The following is a 17,791-nucleotide window of genomic DNA, read 5'->3' as shown; positions in this document are numbered from 1 at the left end:
CGCGGGCCCTCGCCCGAGGTTGTTGCCCTTTTGTTGGACTTGCATCTTTGGGTCATTTCGGTAAACTTACTAACACGTAAGTTAATGCGAGAGGCCAGATGCCACGCTTAAGCAACGCCCGAGAACAGATCATTGATCGCGCCCGGTCTCTACTGACTGAGCGAGGGTTTGAGGGCTTCAGCTATCGCGACATCAGCGGTTTTCTCGGCATCAAGAACGCGGCGGTGCACTATCACTTCCCCAGCAAGGCGGACCTTGGGTTGGCCCTGGTGGAAGACTTTGCCGCCGAGATGGAAGAGCAGATGAGGCAAGCCCGGGCGACGCTGGCGCCGCGCGAGCAGCTCGAGGGTTATTTTGCCTACGAGACTCACTACGGTAGTTCGCTTCGGCTGTGCCCGGTGAGCACGCTCACCACCAGCTGGGAAGGTCTGTCGACGGAAGTCCGCGACGCGCTGTCCCGATTTTGGCAGGGCGTGGTGAAGTTTCTCACCGAGGTGCTGGAAGAGGGCCGCGAGAGCGGCGAGTTCCGGTTTGTCGGCGAGGCCGCCGACAAGGCGCAGCTGCTGGTGGCAGCCATGTCAGGCGCCCGGCAGCAGTCGCGGCTGGAAGGCCAGAATCTGGTGGAGAAGATTGCCGGACAGTTTCGCCAGGAGCTGTACCGAAGTCGGTCGGATCAGCCAGCGGCGGGTGTAGACATCTAGCTAAGTGTGCCAAAACGGTAAAATTTCGAGTTAATACTTACTTTTCAGTAGGTAACTTAGGAGGCATAGATCATGTCAGCAATGCAAAAAGTGATCGGCGGCAACCCGGCCGCGCCGTCTGCCAGCGCCAACGGTGGGCGTTCGGCGCCACGCCGCTTCGGCAACTTCCTGAGCGGCAGCGTTTGCCGCGCGTTGTGCTCGATGACGACCGGCATCGCGCTCGGCGTCACCGCCCTGGCCGCCTCGACCCTGCTGAGCGGCGGGGAGCAGCTTCGGGTGCTCGCCGCGCTGGCAGCTGGCTTTGGCGTGATCCAGCTCTGGCTGGCGTTGGACCGGTCGCGTGGCTGGGCAGCGCTGCTGCACGCAGGCGTGGGTGTGATGATGGTCGCCCTGAGCGTCGCGGCGCTCCCAGGCGCGCCCGTGCTCGTCGCCATCGCCTATTTGGTTGGAGCGGCGAGCCTATTGGCTCACGCGGAGCGAGCGGAACCCGTGCTTTTTTCGAGCGCTTGGGCTTTGTTGACCCTGGCGCTGCTCGGTCCCGGTCTCGGGGGCTGATCCGAAGTTGATCGACACCGGGCCCGCCAGGGATGGCCGGACCCGGTATTCGTCACGCCCGAGGGAGCCAGGCTGACCTAGGCTGCCCCACCCGATGCACGACGAGTTTCGTGCTATGGTCATCGGTGGGGTTAATTCGGATGCGATGCCAGCTCGCCCGCGGGCTGCCGCCGTAGCCTGGGACAAGAACCATGAAAGCAGGGCTGCTGACGGCGCTGCTGCTGCTGATCAGCACGGCGGCCGCCATCGACCTGGAACCGGGGGTCAACAACTTCGAGCTGTCGACATCGCTGCGCTATGTGGCGGTGGATCCCGCGCTGTCCCGAGACCAGGTGCTCGCCCTGTCGTCCGAGCTTTTCCAACCGCTTGCGCCGCTCGACAACTACGGCTTTTCCACACAGGCCTTTTGGTTTGTCGGCGAAATTCGCAACCGCACCCATCCGCAGTCGGAGTGGATCCTGCTGCTGGAATACCCGTTGCTGGACCACCTGGATCTGTACCTTGAAACGGCGTCGGGCGCGGTCCAGCAATTGACGGGCGGCGATCGGGAGCCGTTTGATCGACGCTACTTTGCGCATCGCCATTTTTCTTTCCCCGTCACCGTACCGGCCGGAGAGACCGTGAAGCTCGCCCTGCGGGTGTCCAGCGAAAGCTCCGTCCAGGTGCCGCTTCGGCTGGTGACGCCGCTGGCGCTGGCGGAGATCAACTATCTAGGCCAGCTGGGGATGGGATTGCTTTACGGCGTGCTCCTAGCGCTGGCCGCCTACAACCTGCTGCTGTTTCTGACGCTTAAGGACACCACGTTTCTGTACTACGTGCTCTACGTGGCCAGCTTCGGTCTGCTCCAGCTTTCGCTAAACGGGCTCAGTTTTCAGTTTTTCTGGCCGGGCGATCCGCAGGTGGCCAACCTCGCGATTCTGCTCATGCTGCCGCTGGCGCAAATGGCAATGCTGCAGTTCTGCCGCAGCTTTCTCACGCTGCGAACCTCGGCGCCGCGGCTCGACCAGGTGTGTTTGCTGCTGATGGTGGTGCTGGCGCTCATTTCCATCGCGGCTTTTGTGGTGTCTTATCGTTACCTGGTGCAGGTTGCGACCGGCATGGTCTTTGTCTCAGCGGTGGCGGTGCTGGCCAGCGGCGTGCGCGCCTGGTCGCAGGGCTATCGGCCGGCGCGCTACTTCCTGCTCGCCTGGGGGCTGCTCATTGCCGGCATGCTGGCCTACGCCGGCGTATCGTTTGGCTTCATGCCGCGCACGTTTGTGACGACCTACGGGATGCAGATCGGTTCAGCCGCCGAGATGGTGCTGCTGTCGTTTGCGCTCGCCTACCGCTTCCGGCTGCTGCAGGAAGAAAACCGACGCATGGAGGCTGAGGCACGCTCCGAGATGGAACAACGCGTGGGCGAGCGGACGGCTGAGCTGAACGACGCGTTAACCCGCCTGGAGACCGCTAATCGGGTGCTTGAGCAGTCGAGCCAGCGCGACGGGCTGACGGGTGTCTACAACCGCCGGCATCTAGATTTGTCGCTGACACGCCTGTGGGCGGAGGCCATCGATCACGGCCGGCCGCTCACGCTGATTGTCGTGGACCTGGATCAGTTTAAGCAGGTGAACGATCAGCGTGGACATATGGCGGGCGACGACTGTCTGCGCCAGGTGGCGCGAGCGATGGAAGAGCAGCTGCTGGACTATCCCGGCATCCTGGCCCGGTTCGGCGGTGAAGAGTTTTTTGTGCTGCTGCCGGATATTGCGCCGGACGAGATCTGGCCGCTCGCCGAGGGACTACGCGAGCGCATCGAAATGCTCAAGGTGGTGAGCGAGGACCAGGCGTTTGGCGTCACTGCCAGCATCGGCGTTGCCAGCCTGCGGGCAGGGGATGGTCGCACCTACCGCGATCTGGTGCGGATCGCCGACAAGGCCATGTACGAGGCCAAGCGGCAGGGCCGCAATCGGGTGGTGGCAACCGGGGATGTGCCAATCCCGCCTAACGCGGATGAGATTTCGGACGCCTTGCCCTGAGCACGCGAAACGAGCGGTCGCCGGCCGGCTCGTCAACGACATCAAACAAAGCCGCCAGACGTTTGGGGTAATCCAGAAACCGGTTGGCCACGAGCCACAGCTCACCGTCTCTCGAAAGGCTTGCCGCGGCGTCGTTGAGCATTTGGTGGGTGGCGTTGAGATCGGTGTTCAGGCCCTGGTGAAACGGCGGGTTGCTGATCACCCATTGAAGCGGTTCATCGGGCCGCGGCAGCTGCGTTGCGCCAAGCACCGAACCCTGCAGGCAGTTCTCGGCCAGCGTCCGTCGGGTGGAGCGCACGGCCAGCTCATCGGAGTCGATCGCTGTCACGGTGGCGCCGCGGCGGGCGGCGACCGCGCTCAAAACGCCGCAGCCGCAGCCAAAATCCAGGCAGGTCCCCGGCATCTGCGACGGCAGGCTCTCAATCAGCATGGCGCTGGCGTCGTCCAGCCGGCCGTGGCTGAACACGCCGGGCAGGCTGGCAAGCTTCAGGTCAGGGCCGTCAAAGGATTGCCAGTGATGGTCAATGTCGAAGTCCGGGCCGGCTAAAGCATCGCTCGCTTCAAACAGCATGCAGTGCCGGGCGGCATCAAGCTTTTGCACCGATCCAAAATGCGCGTTGAGCTGCTTGCCGGCTGACGGCGCGCCGGCCTTCTTGGCGCCGACCAGCCACAGCTTGCCGCCCGCGGCCAGCCCGGCTGCCGCCAGCTCAACCATCAGCGTCAGGCGGGCCTTCGATTTAGGCAGGTAAAGCACAACGTGCCGGGCCGGTCGGGGCACGGGCTCGGTGCTGACCGTCAGGTGGTCTGCCAGCAAAGCCGCCTCGCCGTGATGAAAGGTGAGCGCCTGGCTGGCCTCAAAGGGCTGCCAGAATCCGTCTGCCGGCGGGTTGATCCACAGGGTCTCAGCAGGGTTTGTCAGGCGGCCGCGCGAACGCAGCAGCAGTTCACTTTCCGGATTCAGCTGACCGCCTCGGCAAACAGATCGTAGTTGTCGGCGCCGGTGATGGTGACCTTGGCAAAGCCGCCCAACCGCAGGGCGCCGGCGTTGCTGACCTGCACTACGCCGTCGATCTCGGGCGCATCGGAGTAGCTCCGTGCCACCGCGGTATCGCCGGCCAGCTCATCGATGAGAACCGTTTCCGTTTTGCCGACACGGGCCGCCAGCTTGCGTCGGCTGATGTCCTGGGCCACGGCCATAAAGCGGTCAAAGCGTTCCTGCTTGATCGCCTCCGGCACGGCGCCGTCAAGCGCGTTGGCCCGCGCGCCTTCCACCGGGCTGTACTGGAAGCAGCCCACCCGATCGAGCTGCGCGGCCTCAAGAAAATCGAGCAGCGTTTCGAACTGCGCTTCGGTCTCGCCGGGAAAACCCACGATGAACGTGCTGCGCACGGCGATCTCCGGGCAGATCTCGCGCCAGCGCTCGAGCCGCTCCAGCGTGTTGTGGGCCGCCGCCGGGCGCCGCATTGCTTTGAGCACCTCGGGGCTGCCGTGCTGCAGCGGTACGTCAAGGTAGGGCAGGATTTTCCCGTCCGCCATCAGCGGAATCACCCGGTCCACGTGGGGATAGGGGTACACGTAGTGCAGCCTGACCCAAATGCCGATTTCGCCTAAAGCCCGGCACAGGTCCTCCAGGTTGGTTCGCCACGTCTGGCCGGCAAACGAGCTCTCCGCATATTTGATGTCGACGCCGTAGGCGCTCGTATCCTGGGCGATGACCAGCAGTTCCCGCACGCCTGCTGCGCTCAGGCGCCTTGCCTCGGCCAGCACCTCGTTGATTGGCCGGCTCACCAGGCGGCCGCGCATGTCCGGGATAATGCAGAAGCTGCACTTGTGGTTGCAGCCTTCGGAAATTTTCAGGTACGCGTAATGCCTGGGCGTCAGCTTGATGCCCTGACGGGGAACCAGCGACTCAAACGGCAGCGAATCGGGCGGCGGCAGGTGCTCGTGGACCGAGCTCACCACCGCGTCATACTGCTGTGGCCCAGAGACGCCGAGCACTTTGGGATGCACGTCCAGGATGTCGCGCTCGTTGGCGCCCATGCAGCCCGTGACCAGCACCCGGCCATTTTCTTCGAGCGCCTCGCCGATGGTGGCCAGCGACTCCGCCTTGGCGCTGTCGATAAAGCCGCAGGTGTTCACGACAACGAGGTCCGCCTGCTGATACTCCGGAACTATGTCGTAACCGTCGGTTCGAAGCTGGGTAAGGATGCGCTCGGAATCGACCAGCGCCTTGGGGCATCCCAGGCTGACAAACCCCACGCGGACAGAATTATCATGGCTCATGCCCCATTATCGCCGATTCCCCAATCTGAATCGCATTTTCGTTAATCTATCGGGATGCTGGCTCGACGGACGTTCCTCATGATAAGGGCTTGGCGACGCTCGCCGGTTGCGACGGGGTGCCGCCGTTTGCTGGTTGTGGCGTTGATCGCGCAGGCGCTGCTGCCGGCGGCCTTCGCCGCTGACGATCCGCTGGTTGATCTGCTGGACGGCGAGCTGAAGCGCTACATGACCAGCATGGCCGACGGCGATCCGCCCGCTTACTTCCTCTCCTACCGTGTCGCCGACATCCAGAACCAGGTGGTGAGCGCCAGCTTCGGCGCGTTGGAGAGAGACAGTCAGCAGCGCTGGCGACGTCTCTACGTGGAGGCGCGGGTGGGCGACTACGAGCTGGACAACACCCACGCCCTGCGCAGCGACGGCCAGCGCTGGGGCGTGAACTACCGCAACAACTGGCAGGCGCTGCCGCTGACCGACGATCCGGAGCCCGTTCGCCAGCTCCTCTGGCAGGCTACCGACCGCGTCTACCAGCAGGCGCTCGATCACATGGCCAAGGTCACCAGCAACCTGACCGTCAAAGTGGCGGAAGAGGATCGCTCAGCGGACTTCTCTCGCCAGGACCCGGTGGTGTTGCTGGAGCCTGAGGCGGAAGACACCTTTACCGCCTGGCTCTGGCAGGACAGGCTGCGGCGCTACTCGGCCCGGTTTGCGGGCAGCGAAGATCTGCTGGTCGGACGGGTCACGCTCAGCCATACGCGCAGCACGTTGCGACTGGTTAACAGCGAGGGCACTCGGCTGCGCAAAAGCAGCGGCGTCTTTCGCGTGACCCTCCAGGTGATGGTGAAAGCGGATGACGGCATGGAGCTGCCGCTCACGCGCACCCTGCTGGCCGCCAGCGAGGACGATCTGCCCAGCGACGAGGCGATGCAGGCCAACATCGATGAGCTGCTGGCGCAGGCTGACGCGCTGCGTACGGCGCCGCTCGTGACCGCGTATTCCGGCCCGGTACTGCTCGAGGGCAGGGCCAGCGCGGTGTTTTTTCACGAGCTGCTGGGCCACCGGGTGGAGGGGCATCGACTGCGCCGGGAAGAGGGGGCCCAGACCCTCAAGCGCAAGCTCGGTGAGCAGATCCTGCCCAAAGGCTTCAACGTGTACTTTGATCCGACCCGCACCGAGTTTCAGGGTGAAGCGCTGCTGGGAAGCTACGCGGTGGACGACGAGGGTGTGCCGGCGCAGCGCGTGGACGTGGTGCGCGACGGGGTGCTGGAAGGCTTTCTGATGTCGCGGATCCCCATCGAGGGGTTTCCCCGCTCCAACGGTCACGGCCGGGCGGAGGCGCTGAGAGGCCGATCGCCGGTGGCGCGGCAGTCGAATCTCTTTGTGGAGGTGGACAACCCGCTGTCCGACGAAGCCCTGAAGTCGCGCTTTGTTGCCGCCATCGGTGAGTCCGGCAACGAGTTTGGGCTGATCATTCGAGATGCCGTCGGCGGTTTCACGACCGTCAATCGGCAGAACCCTAATGCGCTGAAAGTGATCCCCACGATTCTCTACAAGGTTTACCCGGACGGTCGGGAGGAGCTGGCGCGCGGCGTCGACGTGATCGGAACGCCGCTGCTGACCTTGAGCCACATCCAGTTTGGCGCCGACAACCCGGAGGTGTTCCACGGCTGGTGCGGCGCGGAGTCGGGCTCGGTGCCCGTGTCGCTGGTGGCGCCCTCGGTCATGCTGGATCGGCTTGAGGTGCAGCGCAAAGCGCGGTCGCAGACGCGCCCGCCGATTCTGCCCAATCCGGCGCCGGAGGACTCACCGTGAGGGAGTGGTGGACCCGATTGTGCGTGCTGGCGCTGGTGCTCTCAGTCTCGGCGCCGGTTTCCGCGCAAACCACCAATCGCTCAGACCCGGACGCGGATCCGCTGATCCAGGCCATGGCGGACGAGCTCGAGCGCAGCATTAAGGAGCTCAAGCTCGCGGACGAGTCGCCGCCTTACTACGTTGAGTACCGGCTGCAGGACAGCTATCTGCTGGCCGTCAAAGCAACGCTGGGCAGCATCGCCAGCGACAACCAGAGCCATAACCGCAGCGGCCACGTGCAGGTGCGGGTTGGCACCTACGACCTGGACTCGTCGCTGGTGTCGCGCTTTGGCATGCGCGGCTCTTCACTGCACCGCTACTACAACCCCAACAATTTCCGACTGCCCGTCGACGACAACTACGCGGCGCTGCGCCGGTCATTCTGGCTGGCGACGGATCTCGCGTACAAACGCGCGCTGGAAGATTACTCGGTTAAGCTCGCCGACAAGCAGGCGATGGTGGACCGGGACGAACTGGTCGATTTCTACGCAGCGCCCGTGGTGGCGATCGAGGAGCTCAGCCCCCGGCCGGCGATTGAGCTTGCTGAGGCGCGGAGCCTGGCTACGGAGCTATCGCAGGTGCTGGCCGAGTTTCCTGAGCTCCATGAGTCGAGCGTCTGGCTGAGGGTCTACTATCGGGACATTCGCTATCTGAACGCTGAGGGCAGCCGGTTTCATCGCCAGGTGCCAGACATCACCATCGGAGCCATCGCTCGAACTCAGGCTGACGACGGCGCCGTGCTCTGGGATTTTGAGCATTTCCGGGCGCGCCAGCTGAGCGATCTGCCCGACAAAGCGCGCCTGAAAGACCAGCTGCGCGCGATGGGCAAGCGACTGACCGAAGCGCGTTCCGCGGTGCGTTTGGATCAGTATGTTGGCCCGGTGCTGTTTCAAGGGCAGGCGGCCGCGGCGCTATTTGCCGAAGTGTTTGCCAGCCAGCTCCAGTCGGTGCCGCGGATGGTTGCTTCCGAGCCGGCGATGCAGCCTTACATCGCTGATCTGCAGGCCCGCCACCAGCGCTTTGGCCGCAAGCTTGGGTCGCGTGTCCTGCCTCGTGGAGCGACGCTGGTAGACGACCCAACCCTTGACGCCTTCGAGACGCTTCCCCTCATTGGCCGGTTCCGAGTCGATGACGAGGGCGTGGCGGCCAGCCGCAAAGTGTTGGTGGAAGAGGGGCGGCTTAAGCAGATTCTGTCCTCCCGGATTCCGATGTACGGCACCAGCGCGAGTACCGGCAACAGCCGCGGCGGCTTCCCGATGCCGGGCAACCTGATATTGACCAGCAACGTGGCGGCAAACGCCAACGAACGATCGCAGCTGCTGGAGGAACTTCGCATTGATGCGGGCACCGACTACGTCATTGTGGTGGAGAAGCTCGGCGACCCGCAGGCCCAGCGCCAGCTCGAATCGATGCAGAGCATGGCCGTGTTCAATTATGGGGAACGCCTGCCCGAAGCCCTTGTGGCCTGGCGTCAGTTTCCGGACGGGCGCCGAGAGCGGGTGCGTAACCTCAATATCGAACGCTTCGCCGTGCGTGAGTTTCGGCGGCTGGAGGCGATTGGTGACGATTATTATGTCCATTCCGTGACGCCCCGTTTCCCCAGCGGCGGCTACTTTCTGGCCGGCGTGCGGGGGGCGCTGGAGCCAGCGAGCTTTGTGGTGCCGAGCCTCCTGTTTGAAGAGCTGGCGATCGCGGACGGCAAAACGATGGACCGGCGCCCGCCGGTGCTGCCTCGCCCGCCCTCTCCGTAAACGGGCGGGCATGCGCACCGATCGGCGCCTACGCGACGCCGCGTCCGTGAACTCAAACGACTCATCCCGAATTCTTTCGGCTTCCAGCGGGCGAAAAACCTCTGGGCCATCTGGCACTTGGCCGATTTTGGCAGGTCGCGAAAATGCGCCTGTAACCAAACCGGTGCTGGATGCGTCTAAGGGGACATGGCTCGAGCCTGGAAGAACACCGATCCGCTGCCAACACCGCCAGCCGGCACGCGCGCGAGCGCTCGCCGGGAGTTGCTGTTCAACAAAAACACTAAGGAGAGGCAGTGATGCAGGCGGCCAAATCCAACCCTCTACCCGAATTGAAGATCGCTGATACCTCAGCCCAGGATGTGCAGGTGGCTCCCAAGAAGCCCATTTTGCGATGGGTGGTGCTCGGTGGCGGCGCCCTGGCGCTGATCGCGCTGCTTTGGGTAGCCCTGCCGGCTGTCCAGCGCTGGGCGGGCTCCAGCGTTTCCGTACCGCTCGACCGGCTCCGGATCGCGACCGTGGGTCGGGGCAATCTGGTGCGGGACGTCTCGGTGCAGGGCCAGGTGGTGGCCGCGGTGAGCCCCACCGTGTTTGCCCCGGCAGACGGGACCATCACGCTGCTTACCGAGGCGGGTGCCAGCGTTGAGAAAGACCAAGCGCTCGCGCGGATCGACAGCCCGGAGCTCACCAACCGGCTGCAGCAGGAGCAGGCCAACCTGCAGCGCCTGGACGTGGCGTTGCGGCGCCAGCGCATCGAAAGCCGCCAGAAATCGCTGGACAACCAGCGCGTCGTGGATCTGGCCGCGGTCACGCTAGAGGCCGCCGACCGGGAGAAGCGGCGGGCGGACGAGGGTTACAAGATCAACTCGATCTCCGCCATCGACTTTGAAAAGGCGCAGGACGATCTGCGCAACGCGGAGCTGTCGCACACCCATGCCGTGGCGAATGCGGAGCTGGACGAAGAGCGGCTCGCGTTTGAGCTCCAGACTCGCGAGCTGGAGCTGGAGGGCCAGAAGCTGCTGGTGGACGATCTCGCGCGGCAGGTGGACGAGCTTTCGCTGCTGTCACCGGTCACCGGCGTGGTCGGCAACCTCCTCGTCGAACAAAAAGCGGCCGTAGCCCGTAACGTTGGCGTGCTGACTGTCGTCGACTTAACGGTATTTGAGGTGGAGGCGCAGGTGCCGGAAAGCTACGCCGACGATCTGGGTATCGGGATGGCGGCTGAAATTTTGGTGGGGAATCAAACCTGGCCGGCCGCGGTGGTTGCCGTGTCGCCGGAGATTATCCAAAACCAGGTCACGACGCGGCTTCGCTTTGCCGGCGATCGGTCGCCGTCCGTGCGCCAGAATCAGCGCCTTACCACTCGCATTCTGCTCGAGGAGCGTCCGGACGTGCTGACGCTCAGCCGGGGTCAGTTTCTCGACAGCGGCGGTGGACGCGTGGCCTACGTGCTTGGCGATGACTATGTTGCCCGGCGCCGTTCGATTGAAGTGGGGGCGCGGAGCCTCAGTGAAGTGGAAGTCCTGGCGGGCCTAAAGCCAGGCGAGCGCGTGGTGGTGTCGAGCATCGACCAGTTCCGCGGCGCTGAAAGTGTACTTGTAACTCAATAACGTTTTTCAGGGAGAAATCTCATGCTGAGCATGCAGAATGTTGCCAAGATCTACCGCACCGACACCGTCGAGACCCACGCGCTGCGTGCGTTCTCCATGGAGGTGGCCGAGGGAGAGTTTGTGGCGGTAACCGGCCCATCCGGATCAGGCAAAACCACCTTCCTCAACATCGCCGGCCTGCTGGAGACCTTTGAGAGCGGCGTCTACAAACTCGACGGCTCTGACGTATCGGGCCTCAGTGACGCTAAGCGATCTAACGTTCGCAACGAGAAAATCGGGTTTATCTTTCAGAGCTTCAACCTGATTCCGGACCTGAACGTCTTCGACAACGTGGACGTCCCGCTGCGCTACCGTGGCTTCAAGGCGGGTGAGCGCAAGCGCCGGATCGAGAGCGTGCTGGAGACCGTGGGCCTTGCTTCTCGAACCAAACACCTGCCGTCACAGCTTTCCGGCGGCCAGCAGCAGCGCGTGGCCATTGCCCGGGCGCTGGCTGGTGAACCACGATTCCTGCTGGCTGACGAGCCGACCGGTAATCTGGATACGCAGATGGCCGCGAGCGTGATGGCCCTGCTAACCGAGATCAACCAGCGCGGCACTACCATCATCATGGTGACCCACGACCCGTCGCTGGCCGAGCAGGCCACTCGCAACATCTATATCCGAGACGGGCAGGTGAGCGAAGACTCCAGCGTCGATACCCTGTCGGCACCGGAAGCGGCCGCCTAACGCCATGTTCAGCTACTACATCAAGCTTGGATGGCTGAGCATCCGCCGTAATCCGATCCTGAGCATATTGATGGTGTCCGCCATCGCGGTGGGGATCGGCGCCTGCATGACGGTGCTGACCGTCAACTATCTGATGTCGAGTAATCCGATTCCACACAAGTCGGATCAGCTGTTCTACGTGCAGGTCGACAGCTGGGATGCCAACGGGTTTGACGAAAACACCGAGCCGGTGGACCAGCTGACCTACATTGACGCAACAAACCTGATGAAGGCCGGCAAGGCGTTTCGACAGGTGGCGAGCAACCGCAGCGGACTGGTGCTGGAGCCCAGCAACGAAGACGAACGCCCGTTCCTGGTGGATGCTCGCACCACGCACGCCGATTTCTTTCCCATGTTCGATCTGCCGTTTCTCTACGGCTCCGGCTGGGACAAGTCGGCCGACGACGCGCAGGAGCAGGTGGTGGTGCTCAGCCGCGAGATCAACGAACGCGTGTTTGGCGGCGAGGACTCGGTGGGCAAGCGCGTCACCATGGATGGCATGAACTTCCGAGTGGTGGGCGTGATCGACGAGTGGCTGCCGGTGCCAAAGTTTTATGACGTCACCAACGGTGCCTTCAATCTGCCCGAGGATGTCTACATTCCCTTCAGCGTTGGCGTAGCAAACCAGCTGTCGCGCAACGGCAACACCAACTGCTGGAAGGAGCCCGACGGTGAAGGCTTCGAGGCGTTCCTGGCCGGCGAGTGCGTGTGGATCCAGTTCTGGGCGGAGCTGCGCAACGAGCAGGAAAAGGAAGCCTACATGTCGTTCCTGAACGCCTACGCAGAGGAGCAGAAGGCGCTGGGCCGATTCCCCCGGCCTCTTAATAACCGGCTGCGCAACGTGATGGAGTGGATGGAGCACCAGGAAGTGGTGGAAGAGGACGCCCAGGTGATGCTGTGGCTGTCGATGCTGTTTCTGCTGGTGTGCCTGCTCAACACCATCGGCCTCCTGCTGGCCAAGTTTCTGGGCAAAGCGGGTGACATTGGCCTGCGCCGGGCGCTGGGCGCCACCAAAGGCACGCTGTTCACCCAGCACCTGATCGAGTCGGCCATGATCGGACTGGCCGGAGGCATTTTGGGGCTTTTCCTGACGTGGCTCGGCCTCCAAGGCGTGCAGCATTTATTCGGCGAATTCCTCACCAACCTGGCGGAAATGGACTGGGTGATGGTGCTGACCGCCATCGGCCTGGCGATTGTGTCCGCACTGCTGGCCGGCCTCTATCCCACCTGGCGAGCGTGCAACATTGCCCCGGCCAGCCAGCTCAAGTCGCAGTAAGCAAGGGAGACAGACATGGAAATTGGACCGATCTGGCGCGCACTGACGCGCAACAAAACCGGCGCCATTTTGATCGCGCTGCAGATTGCGGTGACGCTGGCAATCATCGTTAACGCGGTGGCGATTATCCAGGAGCGAAGCCGTCTGATGGCGCGGCCCAGTGGTGTGGACGAGGCCAACATTTTTTACCTCTCCAGCATCGGCTTTGGGGATGACTTCAACGAACGGGTCACCATCCAGGAGGACCTCGACGCCATTCGAAACACCCCTGGCGTGGTGAACGCGATCCAGTCGAACTCGGTACCGCTGCGAGGCGGTGGCTGGTCAATGGGTCTCCAAACCGAGCCCGGCAGCGAAAGCGAGTCGAGCGGCGTGGCCGTGTACTTCATCGACGAACACGGGCTGGATACCTATGGGCTCGAGCTGGTCGCCGGCGAGAACTTTACCGCCGGAGACGTGAACTGGCGTGAACCTCAGGGCGTGGAGTGGCCGGACAAGGTGCTGCTGACTAAGGCTATGGCCGAGACGCTCTTCCCCGATGATTTCATGGAAGCCCTGGGCAACACCGTTTATATCAACGGCAACGAGCCCATGACCGTGACCGGCATCATCAAGCAGATGCAGGCGCCCTGGAACGGCTGGAACGGCGTTGAGCGCGTCATGCTGGTGCCTCAGCACACGCTGTTTGGCTCAACCCGGTACATCGTGCGGACCGAGCCCGGCGAGCGTGACCGCCTGATGCCCGAGATCGAGGAACTGCTGGCCGAGCGCAGCCGTCAGCGCATCATCCGTGGCATGACCACCATGGAGGAGACCCGAGAGCGTAGCTACCAGGGTGACGCCGGCATGGTGGGTATTCTGATGTTTGTCGTGAGCCTCCTGACGGCCATCACGGCTCTCGGTATTGTGGGGCTGGCCAGCTTCAGCGTCAGCAGGCGCACGCGCCAGATCGGCACGCGCCGGGCGCTGGGCGCAAGCAAGCCGGCGATCCTGCGGTACTTCATGACCGAAAACTTTCTGATCAGCGCCATAGGCGTGGTTGTCGGAGCCGCGCTGGCGATCGGTCTGAACATGTGGATGGTCGAAGCCTTCAGCCTGACACCGCTCGGCTGGTACCTCGTGCCGGTCGCCATGGTGCTGCTGCTGATTGTGGGCCAGGTCGCCGTGCTGGGCCCGGCCCGCAGAGCGGCGTCAGTGCCGCCGGCGGTCGCAACTCGAACGATTTAGACAACGCGAGCGGCAACCCCTCCCGCTCGCCAAACCAAAATGCGAAAGCGGAGTCATCGGTCCAACGGGCTGATGACGCCGCGTCCACCGCGATTCAGCACGTGCGTGTAGATCATGGTGGTGGACACGTCTTTATGCCCCAAAAGCTCCTGCACGGTGCGGATGTCGTAGCCGTCTTCCAGCAAGTGCGTGGCAAACGAATGGCGAAACGTGTGGCAGGTGACGTGTTTGTTGATGCCGCAGCGGCGCCGTGCCTGCGCCAGGTGCTTGTTCACCGCCGCCTGGGATAGATGATGCCGGGCAAACTGACCTGTGCGCGGGTCCATGGATCGGTGCGGCGCAGGAAAGACCCATTGCCAGGACCAGTTCGTGGCGGCATCGGGGTACTTGCGCGCCAGCGCATGCGGCAGCACCACGTCGCCAAAACCCTTTTTTAGGTCTTCGTTGTGGGTGATTCTCACCGACTTAAGGTGATTCCGCAGTGGTGGCGTAACCTCTTCGGGCAACATGGTTACGCGATCTTTGTTCCCTTTGCCCTCGCGTACCGTGACCGTTCGCTTGTCAAAATCGATGTCCTTTACGCGAAGGCGCAGCGCTTCCATCACCCGCAGTCCGGCACCATAGAGGAGCGCAACGACGAGCCAGTGCCAGCCGTGCAGGCAGTCCATGACCAGCGAGACTTCTCGGCGGGTTAGTACCACAGGCAGTTTCCGAGCCCGCTTCGACCTGGCAACGTCATCGAGCTGAGGCATCTCCATCTTCAGCACATGCCGATAGAGAAAGAGCAGGGCGTTCAGCGCCTGATTCTGGGTGGAGGGAGCTACCTTCAGGTCGGTAGCCAAATACGACAGAAAGGACTCAACAGAGGTCTTGCCAAGCTTCGCCGGGTGAGTCCGGTGATGAAAGAACACGAATCGCCGCACCCAACCGGTATACGCCTGCTCGGTACGGTAGCTGTAGCCCCGGACGCTGATCTCTTTAGAAATGCCACGAAGCAACTCAGAAAGCGATGAAAAATCGCTATTCAAATCAGAGACCTAAAAGCAGTTCTTAACTCAGCTTCCCCATATGTTCCATATATCAAACCAAACCAACTCACCGTACCAGCCCACAAACCGTGTTTTCGTTGACCACAAACGCGAAATCACGCCACAATTCCGCTCATACCGGGAAATTAGTCCCACTACTTGTAGTTATGCGGCGGTTCGCGATGGAGAGCAATTGATAAGTGGGCGGCATTTCCATATGGCAGTTGTTAGCAGTTTCGGTCTTGGTCCTGCCCGTGTTTATTTGGGTTATGGCTAAGCGGAAAGGTCTGAGTCCATGGATCGCCGTCGCGGGAGTCTTTCCACCCATCAATTTGCTGGTGGCATTAGGTGTTCTTTTGGCAGGTTCAAAGCGGGCTTCGGGACGGTCGAATGGCTAGCCAAGGAAACAGGCGTATTCTGCCGCTTGCCCAACCTGAGAGCGCAAAACTACGCTTTCCCGGGCATAACAAAAAGCTGCAGCTGACCGCCTACGGCGGCAGCTGAGCATAGTCGTTAGGCGGATAACGTGAATGGAGAGGCGAATTGCCTGGCAGCCTTAATCGAAGAGAAACGCGGCGCGGGCCGTGTCATTTGCTCGTGGATCAATGAACCGATGTCGCTTTCTGCTCTAGCGGAAAGAGCTGGCCTCGACCCGTCTTCGGAAAACTACCGCGGCTGTTCGGAGGAGGAAGCAAAGTGGATTGGGTGCCGTGTCATTGCGTGTAGCCTTGCCGCTGATGATCCGCTTGTTGCAGAGGCAACAGCCAACGAAATCGTGGATTCTTTCCTCAGTCAGTCTGGCTCGGCGGCCACTCAGTACTATACGAATGGTGAGTTTCGTTTTATCGGTGGTACCTCGTACCTCAGCCGTTGGCGAAAGGTTACACCTGAGAAAATGAGTTGCGGTATCTTAGTGTTTTGCAAGTCTTCGTGCGGAGTACTTTGGATCGCGGATCAATTTCAATCTGCCGAGAAACCTGGGTGAGTACGCCTAACAAAAGACTGCAGCTGACCGGCTTCGCCGGCAGCTGAGCCTAGTCGTTAGCTGTTATGAGCAAAAAACGATTGCGAAGTGTGGCCCAAAGCCTCGCGCATCATGCACAGTCCGGGTTGTGCTACGTGCATCCTCGATTAGGAGAAGTGTGTAAGCCTTTGGGCCTAAAATACATCGCGGTTAATCTGTTGCGGCCTGGATTCGAACCAGACCTGGAAAATCCATCTAGAGAAATCGTTCTCTCGACTGAGGCTCTTCGCTCAAAATTCCGTGAAATACTCTCGGCAGAGGGCGAAACAAATACATTCAAGAGTGCGAAGGTGGTTTTTCAGTTTCTTGGGAGAAACTGGCCGAGCGCTGCCTTCGTCCAAATCGTAACCGAGTCTGGAGATGAAATTGAAATGGCGGTGGGTTCTGATGGACAACGCGCACAAATTATCTCCAGCCACAGCTAACAAAAAGCTGCAGCTGACCGGCTACGCCGGCAGCTGAGCCTAGTCGTTATGCGGTTGTCCTTAGGAATATGTACATCGATTCAACAACGCTAGTCCAAATCGTCGCAGCGAGTAGTGCCTATTTCTCACTATTGCTCGGACTCATGGCCAGTCACAGAGGGCTGAGCGTCTCCGGCTGGGCAGTTCTGGGTTTGGTTCCTGCTGCCAATCTTGTTGGCTGGGTAATTTTGCTGTGCATTCGAGAAACGGCACCAGGAGCGTAAGAGTCCGGTGGGTAGCAAATCCGAGGCCTTTCGTAAGCGGTTAGTCCGGGTTAGTGCCGCGTGTTTAAGCTATGTGCGCGCATAACATATTGCTGCAGCTGACCGGCTGCGCCGGCAGCTGAGCCTAGTCGTTATGCGGTTCACCTGGAGCAAAAATGGACGTTAACATCACTTTGCTCGGCCAAATCGTTGCTCTTACTAGTTTGGTTTTTTCCATCTCCTTGGCAGTGATGGCGAAGCGGAGGGATCTGAATGTCTCCGGCTGGTTTGTTATAGGCTTGATTCCCTGGCTCAATCTCATCGGTTGGATAATGTTGCTGTTTACCCGGCAGAGACGGTCACCAGAAATCGCCCCGAAAACGAAGCCATTGTTTAGGTTCAGGTCATAAGGTTCTGATGCAAAGCTCCTTTATCGCTAGCTGCCCGCATAACAAGTCGTTGGAGCTGACCGTGGAAAGTCCACGCGCGCTTCGCGCTCAGGCCTCTGAGTACGGCAGCTCAACTTAATCGTTAGGCACAAGTCATATGAATGAGCCATTTCTCTTCCTCTCCGACGCTGGCGCCGTAGATGCTCTTTCTAAGGGGCTTGCTCAAATCGGAGTAGAGGTCACGGACCTCACCGATAGCCATACGGCTTATAGCCCTGCTGTGATGTGCTTGTTTTGTCCGCGGCTCAATGAAAGTAGCCTCACCATCGATTGGTATCGAAGCTGGTGGCCCGATGGCGAGAATCAAGAAGACTCAAGAGTGACTTTCATGGCCAATGGTGAAGAGGTTCACACAGTCGAAATAGGATCCCTTCTTCGGGAAAAGCTGTCCCAACCACTGCGGCAAGAGATTGCAGAGCGGCTAGTTTCAGCGGTCGCGCAACATGTGGGACAGCAGGTGCCTAACAAAAAGTTTATGGACTCCCCTGGCAACCGCTAGATTGCTATTCCCGTTGATGAGCATTGTGGGATGAGCAGCGACAGGTACCTTGCAAACGTTTATCCGGCCTCTTGGTTGAAGGACGTGCCTTCGGGC

General features: G+C 61.5%; 14 protein-coding genes. 11 read left to right on the top strand and 3 right to left on the bottom strand.

What is annotated here, in order from left to right; all coding sequences use genetic code 11:
- Positions 1-98: 98 nt before the first annotated feature.
- The 3 genes from AAF358_23845 (at position 99) to AAF358_23835 (ending at position 3,271) form a co-directional block, all read left to right on the top strand.
- Complete coding sequence (locus tag AAF358_23845; GenBank protein ID MEM7708610.1) at positions 99-701, top strand: TetR/AcrR family transcriptional regulator; 603 nt, start codon at positions 99-101, stop codon at positions 699-701.
- A gap of 72 nt (positions 702-773) precedes the next feature.
- A complete protein-coding gene (locus AAF358_23840) occupies positions 774-1,256 on the top strand; it encodes a hypothetical protein (protein ID MEM7708609.1) in 483 nt (160 codons plus the stop codon).
- Positions 1,257-1,447: 191 nt separating this feature from the next.
- Positions 1,448-3,271, top strand: coding sequence for a diguanylate cyclase (locus tag AAF358_23835; GenBank protein ID MEM7708608.1), 1,824 nt, complete (start codon positions 1,448-1,450; stop codon positions 3,269-3,271).
- Here the strand turns inward: AAF358_23835 and AAF358_23830 are convergent.
- On the bottom strand, positions 3,237-4,208 hold the full coding sequence (locus AAF358_23830) for a methyltransferase (protein ID MEM7708607.1): 972 nt from the start codon (positions 4,206-4,208) through the stop codon (positions 3,237-3,239). The genes AAF358_23835 and AAF358_23830 overlap by 35 nt on opposite strands.
- A 20-nt stretch (positions 4,209-4,228) precedes the next feature.
- Positions 4,229-5,554, bottom strand: a complete 1,326-nt coding sequence (gene rimO, locus AAF358_23825; protein MEM7708606.1) for a 30S ribosomal protein S12 methylthiotransferase RimO — start codon at positions 5,552-5,554, stop codon at positions 4,229-4,231.
- A gap of 78 nt (positions 5,555-5,632) precedes the next feature.
- On the opposite strand from rimO, the gene AAF358_23820 reads away from it, so the two are divergent.
- The 6 genes from AAF358_23820 (at position 5,633) to AAF358_23795 (ending at position 14,028) form a co-directional block, all read left to right on the top strand.
- A complete protein-coding gene (locus AAF358_23820) occupies positions 5,633-7,363 on the top strand; it encodes a metallopeptidase TldD-related protein (GenBank protein ID MEM7708605.1) in 1,731 nt (576 codons plus the stop codon).
- Positions 7,360-9,153, top strand: a complete 1,794-nt coding sequence (locus AAF358_23815; protein MEM7708604.1) for a metallopeptidase TldD-related protein — start codon at positions 7,360-7,362, stop codon at positions 9,151-9,153. Before AAF358_23820 ends, AAF358_23815 begins: the two co-directional genes overlap by 4 nt.
- A 296-nt stretch (positions 9,154-9,449) precedes the next feature.
- The gene (locus AAF358_23810) at positions 9,450-10,760 is read left to right on the top strand and encodes an HlyD family efflux transporter periplasmic adaptor subunit (GenBank protein ID MEM7708603.1); all 1,311 of its coding nucleotides are present in this window, start codon (positions 9,450-9,452) and stop codon (positions 10,758-10,760) included.
- Positions 10,761-10,781: 21 nt separating this feature from the next.
- Complete coding sequence (locus tag AAF358_23805; GenBank protein MEM7708602.1) at positions 10,782-11,486, top strand: ABC transporter ATP-binding protein; 705 nt, start codon at positions 10,782-10,784, stop codon at positions 11,484-11,486.
- A gap of 4 nt (positions 11,487-11,490) precedes the next feature.
- Positions 11,491-12,801: an ABC transporter permease gene (locus tag AAF358_23800; GenBank protein ID MEM7708601.1), complete on the top strand. Its 1,311-nt coding sequence runs from the start codon at positions 11,491-11,493 to the stop codon at positions 12,799-12,801.
- Positions 12,802-12,816: 15 nt separating this feature from the next.
- A complete protein-coding gene (locus AAF358_23795; protein ID MEM7708600.1) occupies positions 12,817-14,028 on the top strand; it encodes an FtsX-like permease family protein in 1,212 nt (403 codons plus the stop codon).
- 53 nt (positions 14,029-14,081) lie between these two features.
- Here AAF358_23795 and AAF358_23790 read toward each other — a convergent pair whose 3' ends face one another.
- Positions 14,082-15,056, bottom strand: a complete 975-nt coding sequence (locus AAF358_23790; GenBank protein MEM7708599.1) for an integron integrase — start codon at positions 15,054-15,056, stop codon at positions 14,082-14,084.
- Positions 15,057-16,106: 1,050 nt separating this feature from the next.
- Between AAF358_23790 and AAF358_23785 the strand changes: the two genes are divergently transcribed.
- Both AAF358_23785 and AAF358_23780 read left to right on the top strand, forming a co-directional pair.
- Entirely contained in the window at positions 16,107-16,505 is a 399-nt protein-coding gene (locus AAF358_23785) for a hypothetical protein (GenBank protein MEM7708598.1), read from the top strand.
- Between the two features lie 788 nt (positions 16,506-17,293).
- Positions 17,294-17,695: a hypothetical protein gene (locus tag AAF358_23780; GenBank protein ID MEM7708597.1), complete on the top strand. Its 402-nt coding sequence runs from the start codon at positions 17,294-17,296 to the stop codon at positions 17,693-17,695.
- Positions 17,696-17,791 lie beyond the last annotated feature (96 nt).

The organism is Pseudomonadota bacterium, assembly GCA_039033415.1.
In the GTDB taxonomy this organism is placed as follows: Bacteria; Pseudomonadota; Gammaproteobacteria; order Xanthomonadales; family SZUA-38; genus JANQOZ01.
This window is presented reverse-complemented; position numbering and strand designations above follow the sequence as displayed.

Excerpts from the sequence above, each read along its gene's own strand:
- AAF358_23840 (MEM7708609.1), top strand. The coding sequence starts at position 774 with ATGTCAGCAATGCAAAAAGTGATCGGCGGCAACCCGGCCGCGCCGTCT.
- AAF358_23805 (MEM7708602.1), top strand. The coding sequence starts at position 10,782 with ATGCTGAGCATGCAGAATGTTGCCAAGATCTACCGCACCGACACCGTC.
- AAF358_23820 (MEM7708605.1), top strand. The coding sequence starts at position 5,633 with ATGATAAGGGCTTGGCGACGCTCGCCGGTTGCGACGGGGTGCCGCCGT.
- AAF358_23795 (MEM7708600.1), top strand. The coding sequence starts at position 12,817 with ATGGAAATTGGACCGATCTGGCGCGCACTGACGCGCAACAAAACCGGC.
- AAF358_23785 (MEM7708598.1), top strand. The coding sequence starts at position 16,107 with ATGAGCAAAAAACGATTGCGAAGTGTGGCCCAAAGCCTCGCGCATCAT.
- AAF358_23835 (MEM7708608.1), top strand. The coding sequence starts at position 1,448 with ATGAAAGCAGGGCTGCTGACGGCGCTGCTGCTGCTGATCAGCACGGCG.
- AAF358_23780 (MEM7708597.1), top strand. The coding sequence starts at position 17,294 with ATGAATGAGCCATTTCTCTTCCTCTCCGACGCTGGCGCCGTAGATGCT.
- rimO (MEM7708606.1), bottom strand. The coding sequence starts at position 5,554 with ATGAGCCATGATAATTCTGTCCGCGTGGGGTTTGTCAGCCTGGGATGC.
- AAF358_23845 (MEM7708610.1), top strand. The coding sequence starts at position 99 with ATGCCACGCTTAAGCAACGCCCGAGAACAGATCATTGATCGCGCCCGG.
- AAF358_23810 (MEM7708603.1), top strand. The coding sequence starts at position 9,450 with ATGCAGGCGGCCAAATCCAACCCTCTACCCGAATTGAAGATCGCTGAT.
- AAF358_23800 (MEM7708601.1), top strand. The coding sequence starts at position 11,491 with ATGTTCAGCTACTACATCAAGCTTGGATGGCTGAGCATCCGCCGTAAT.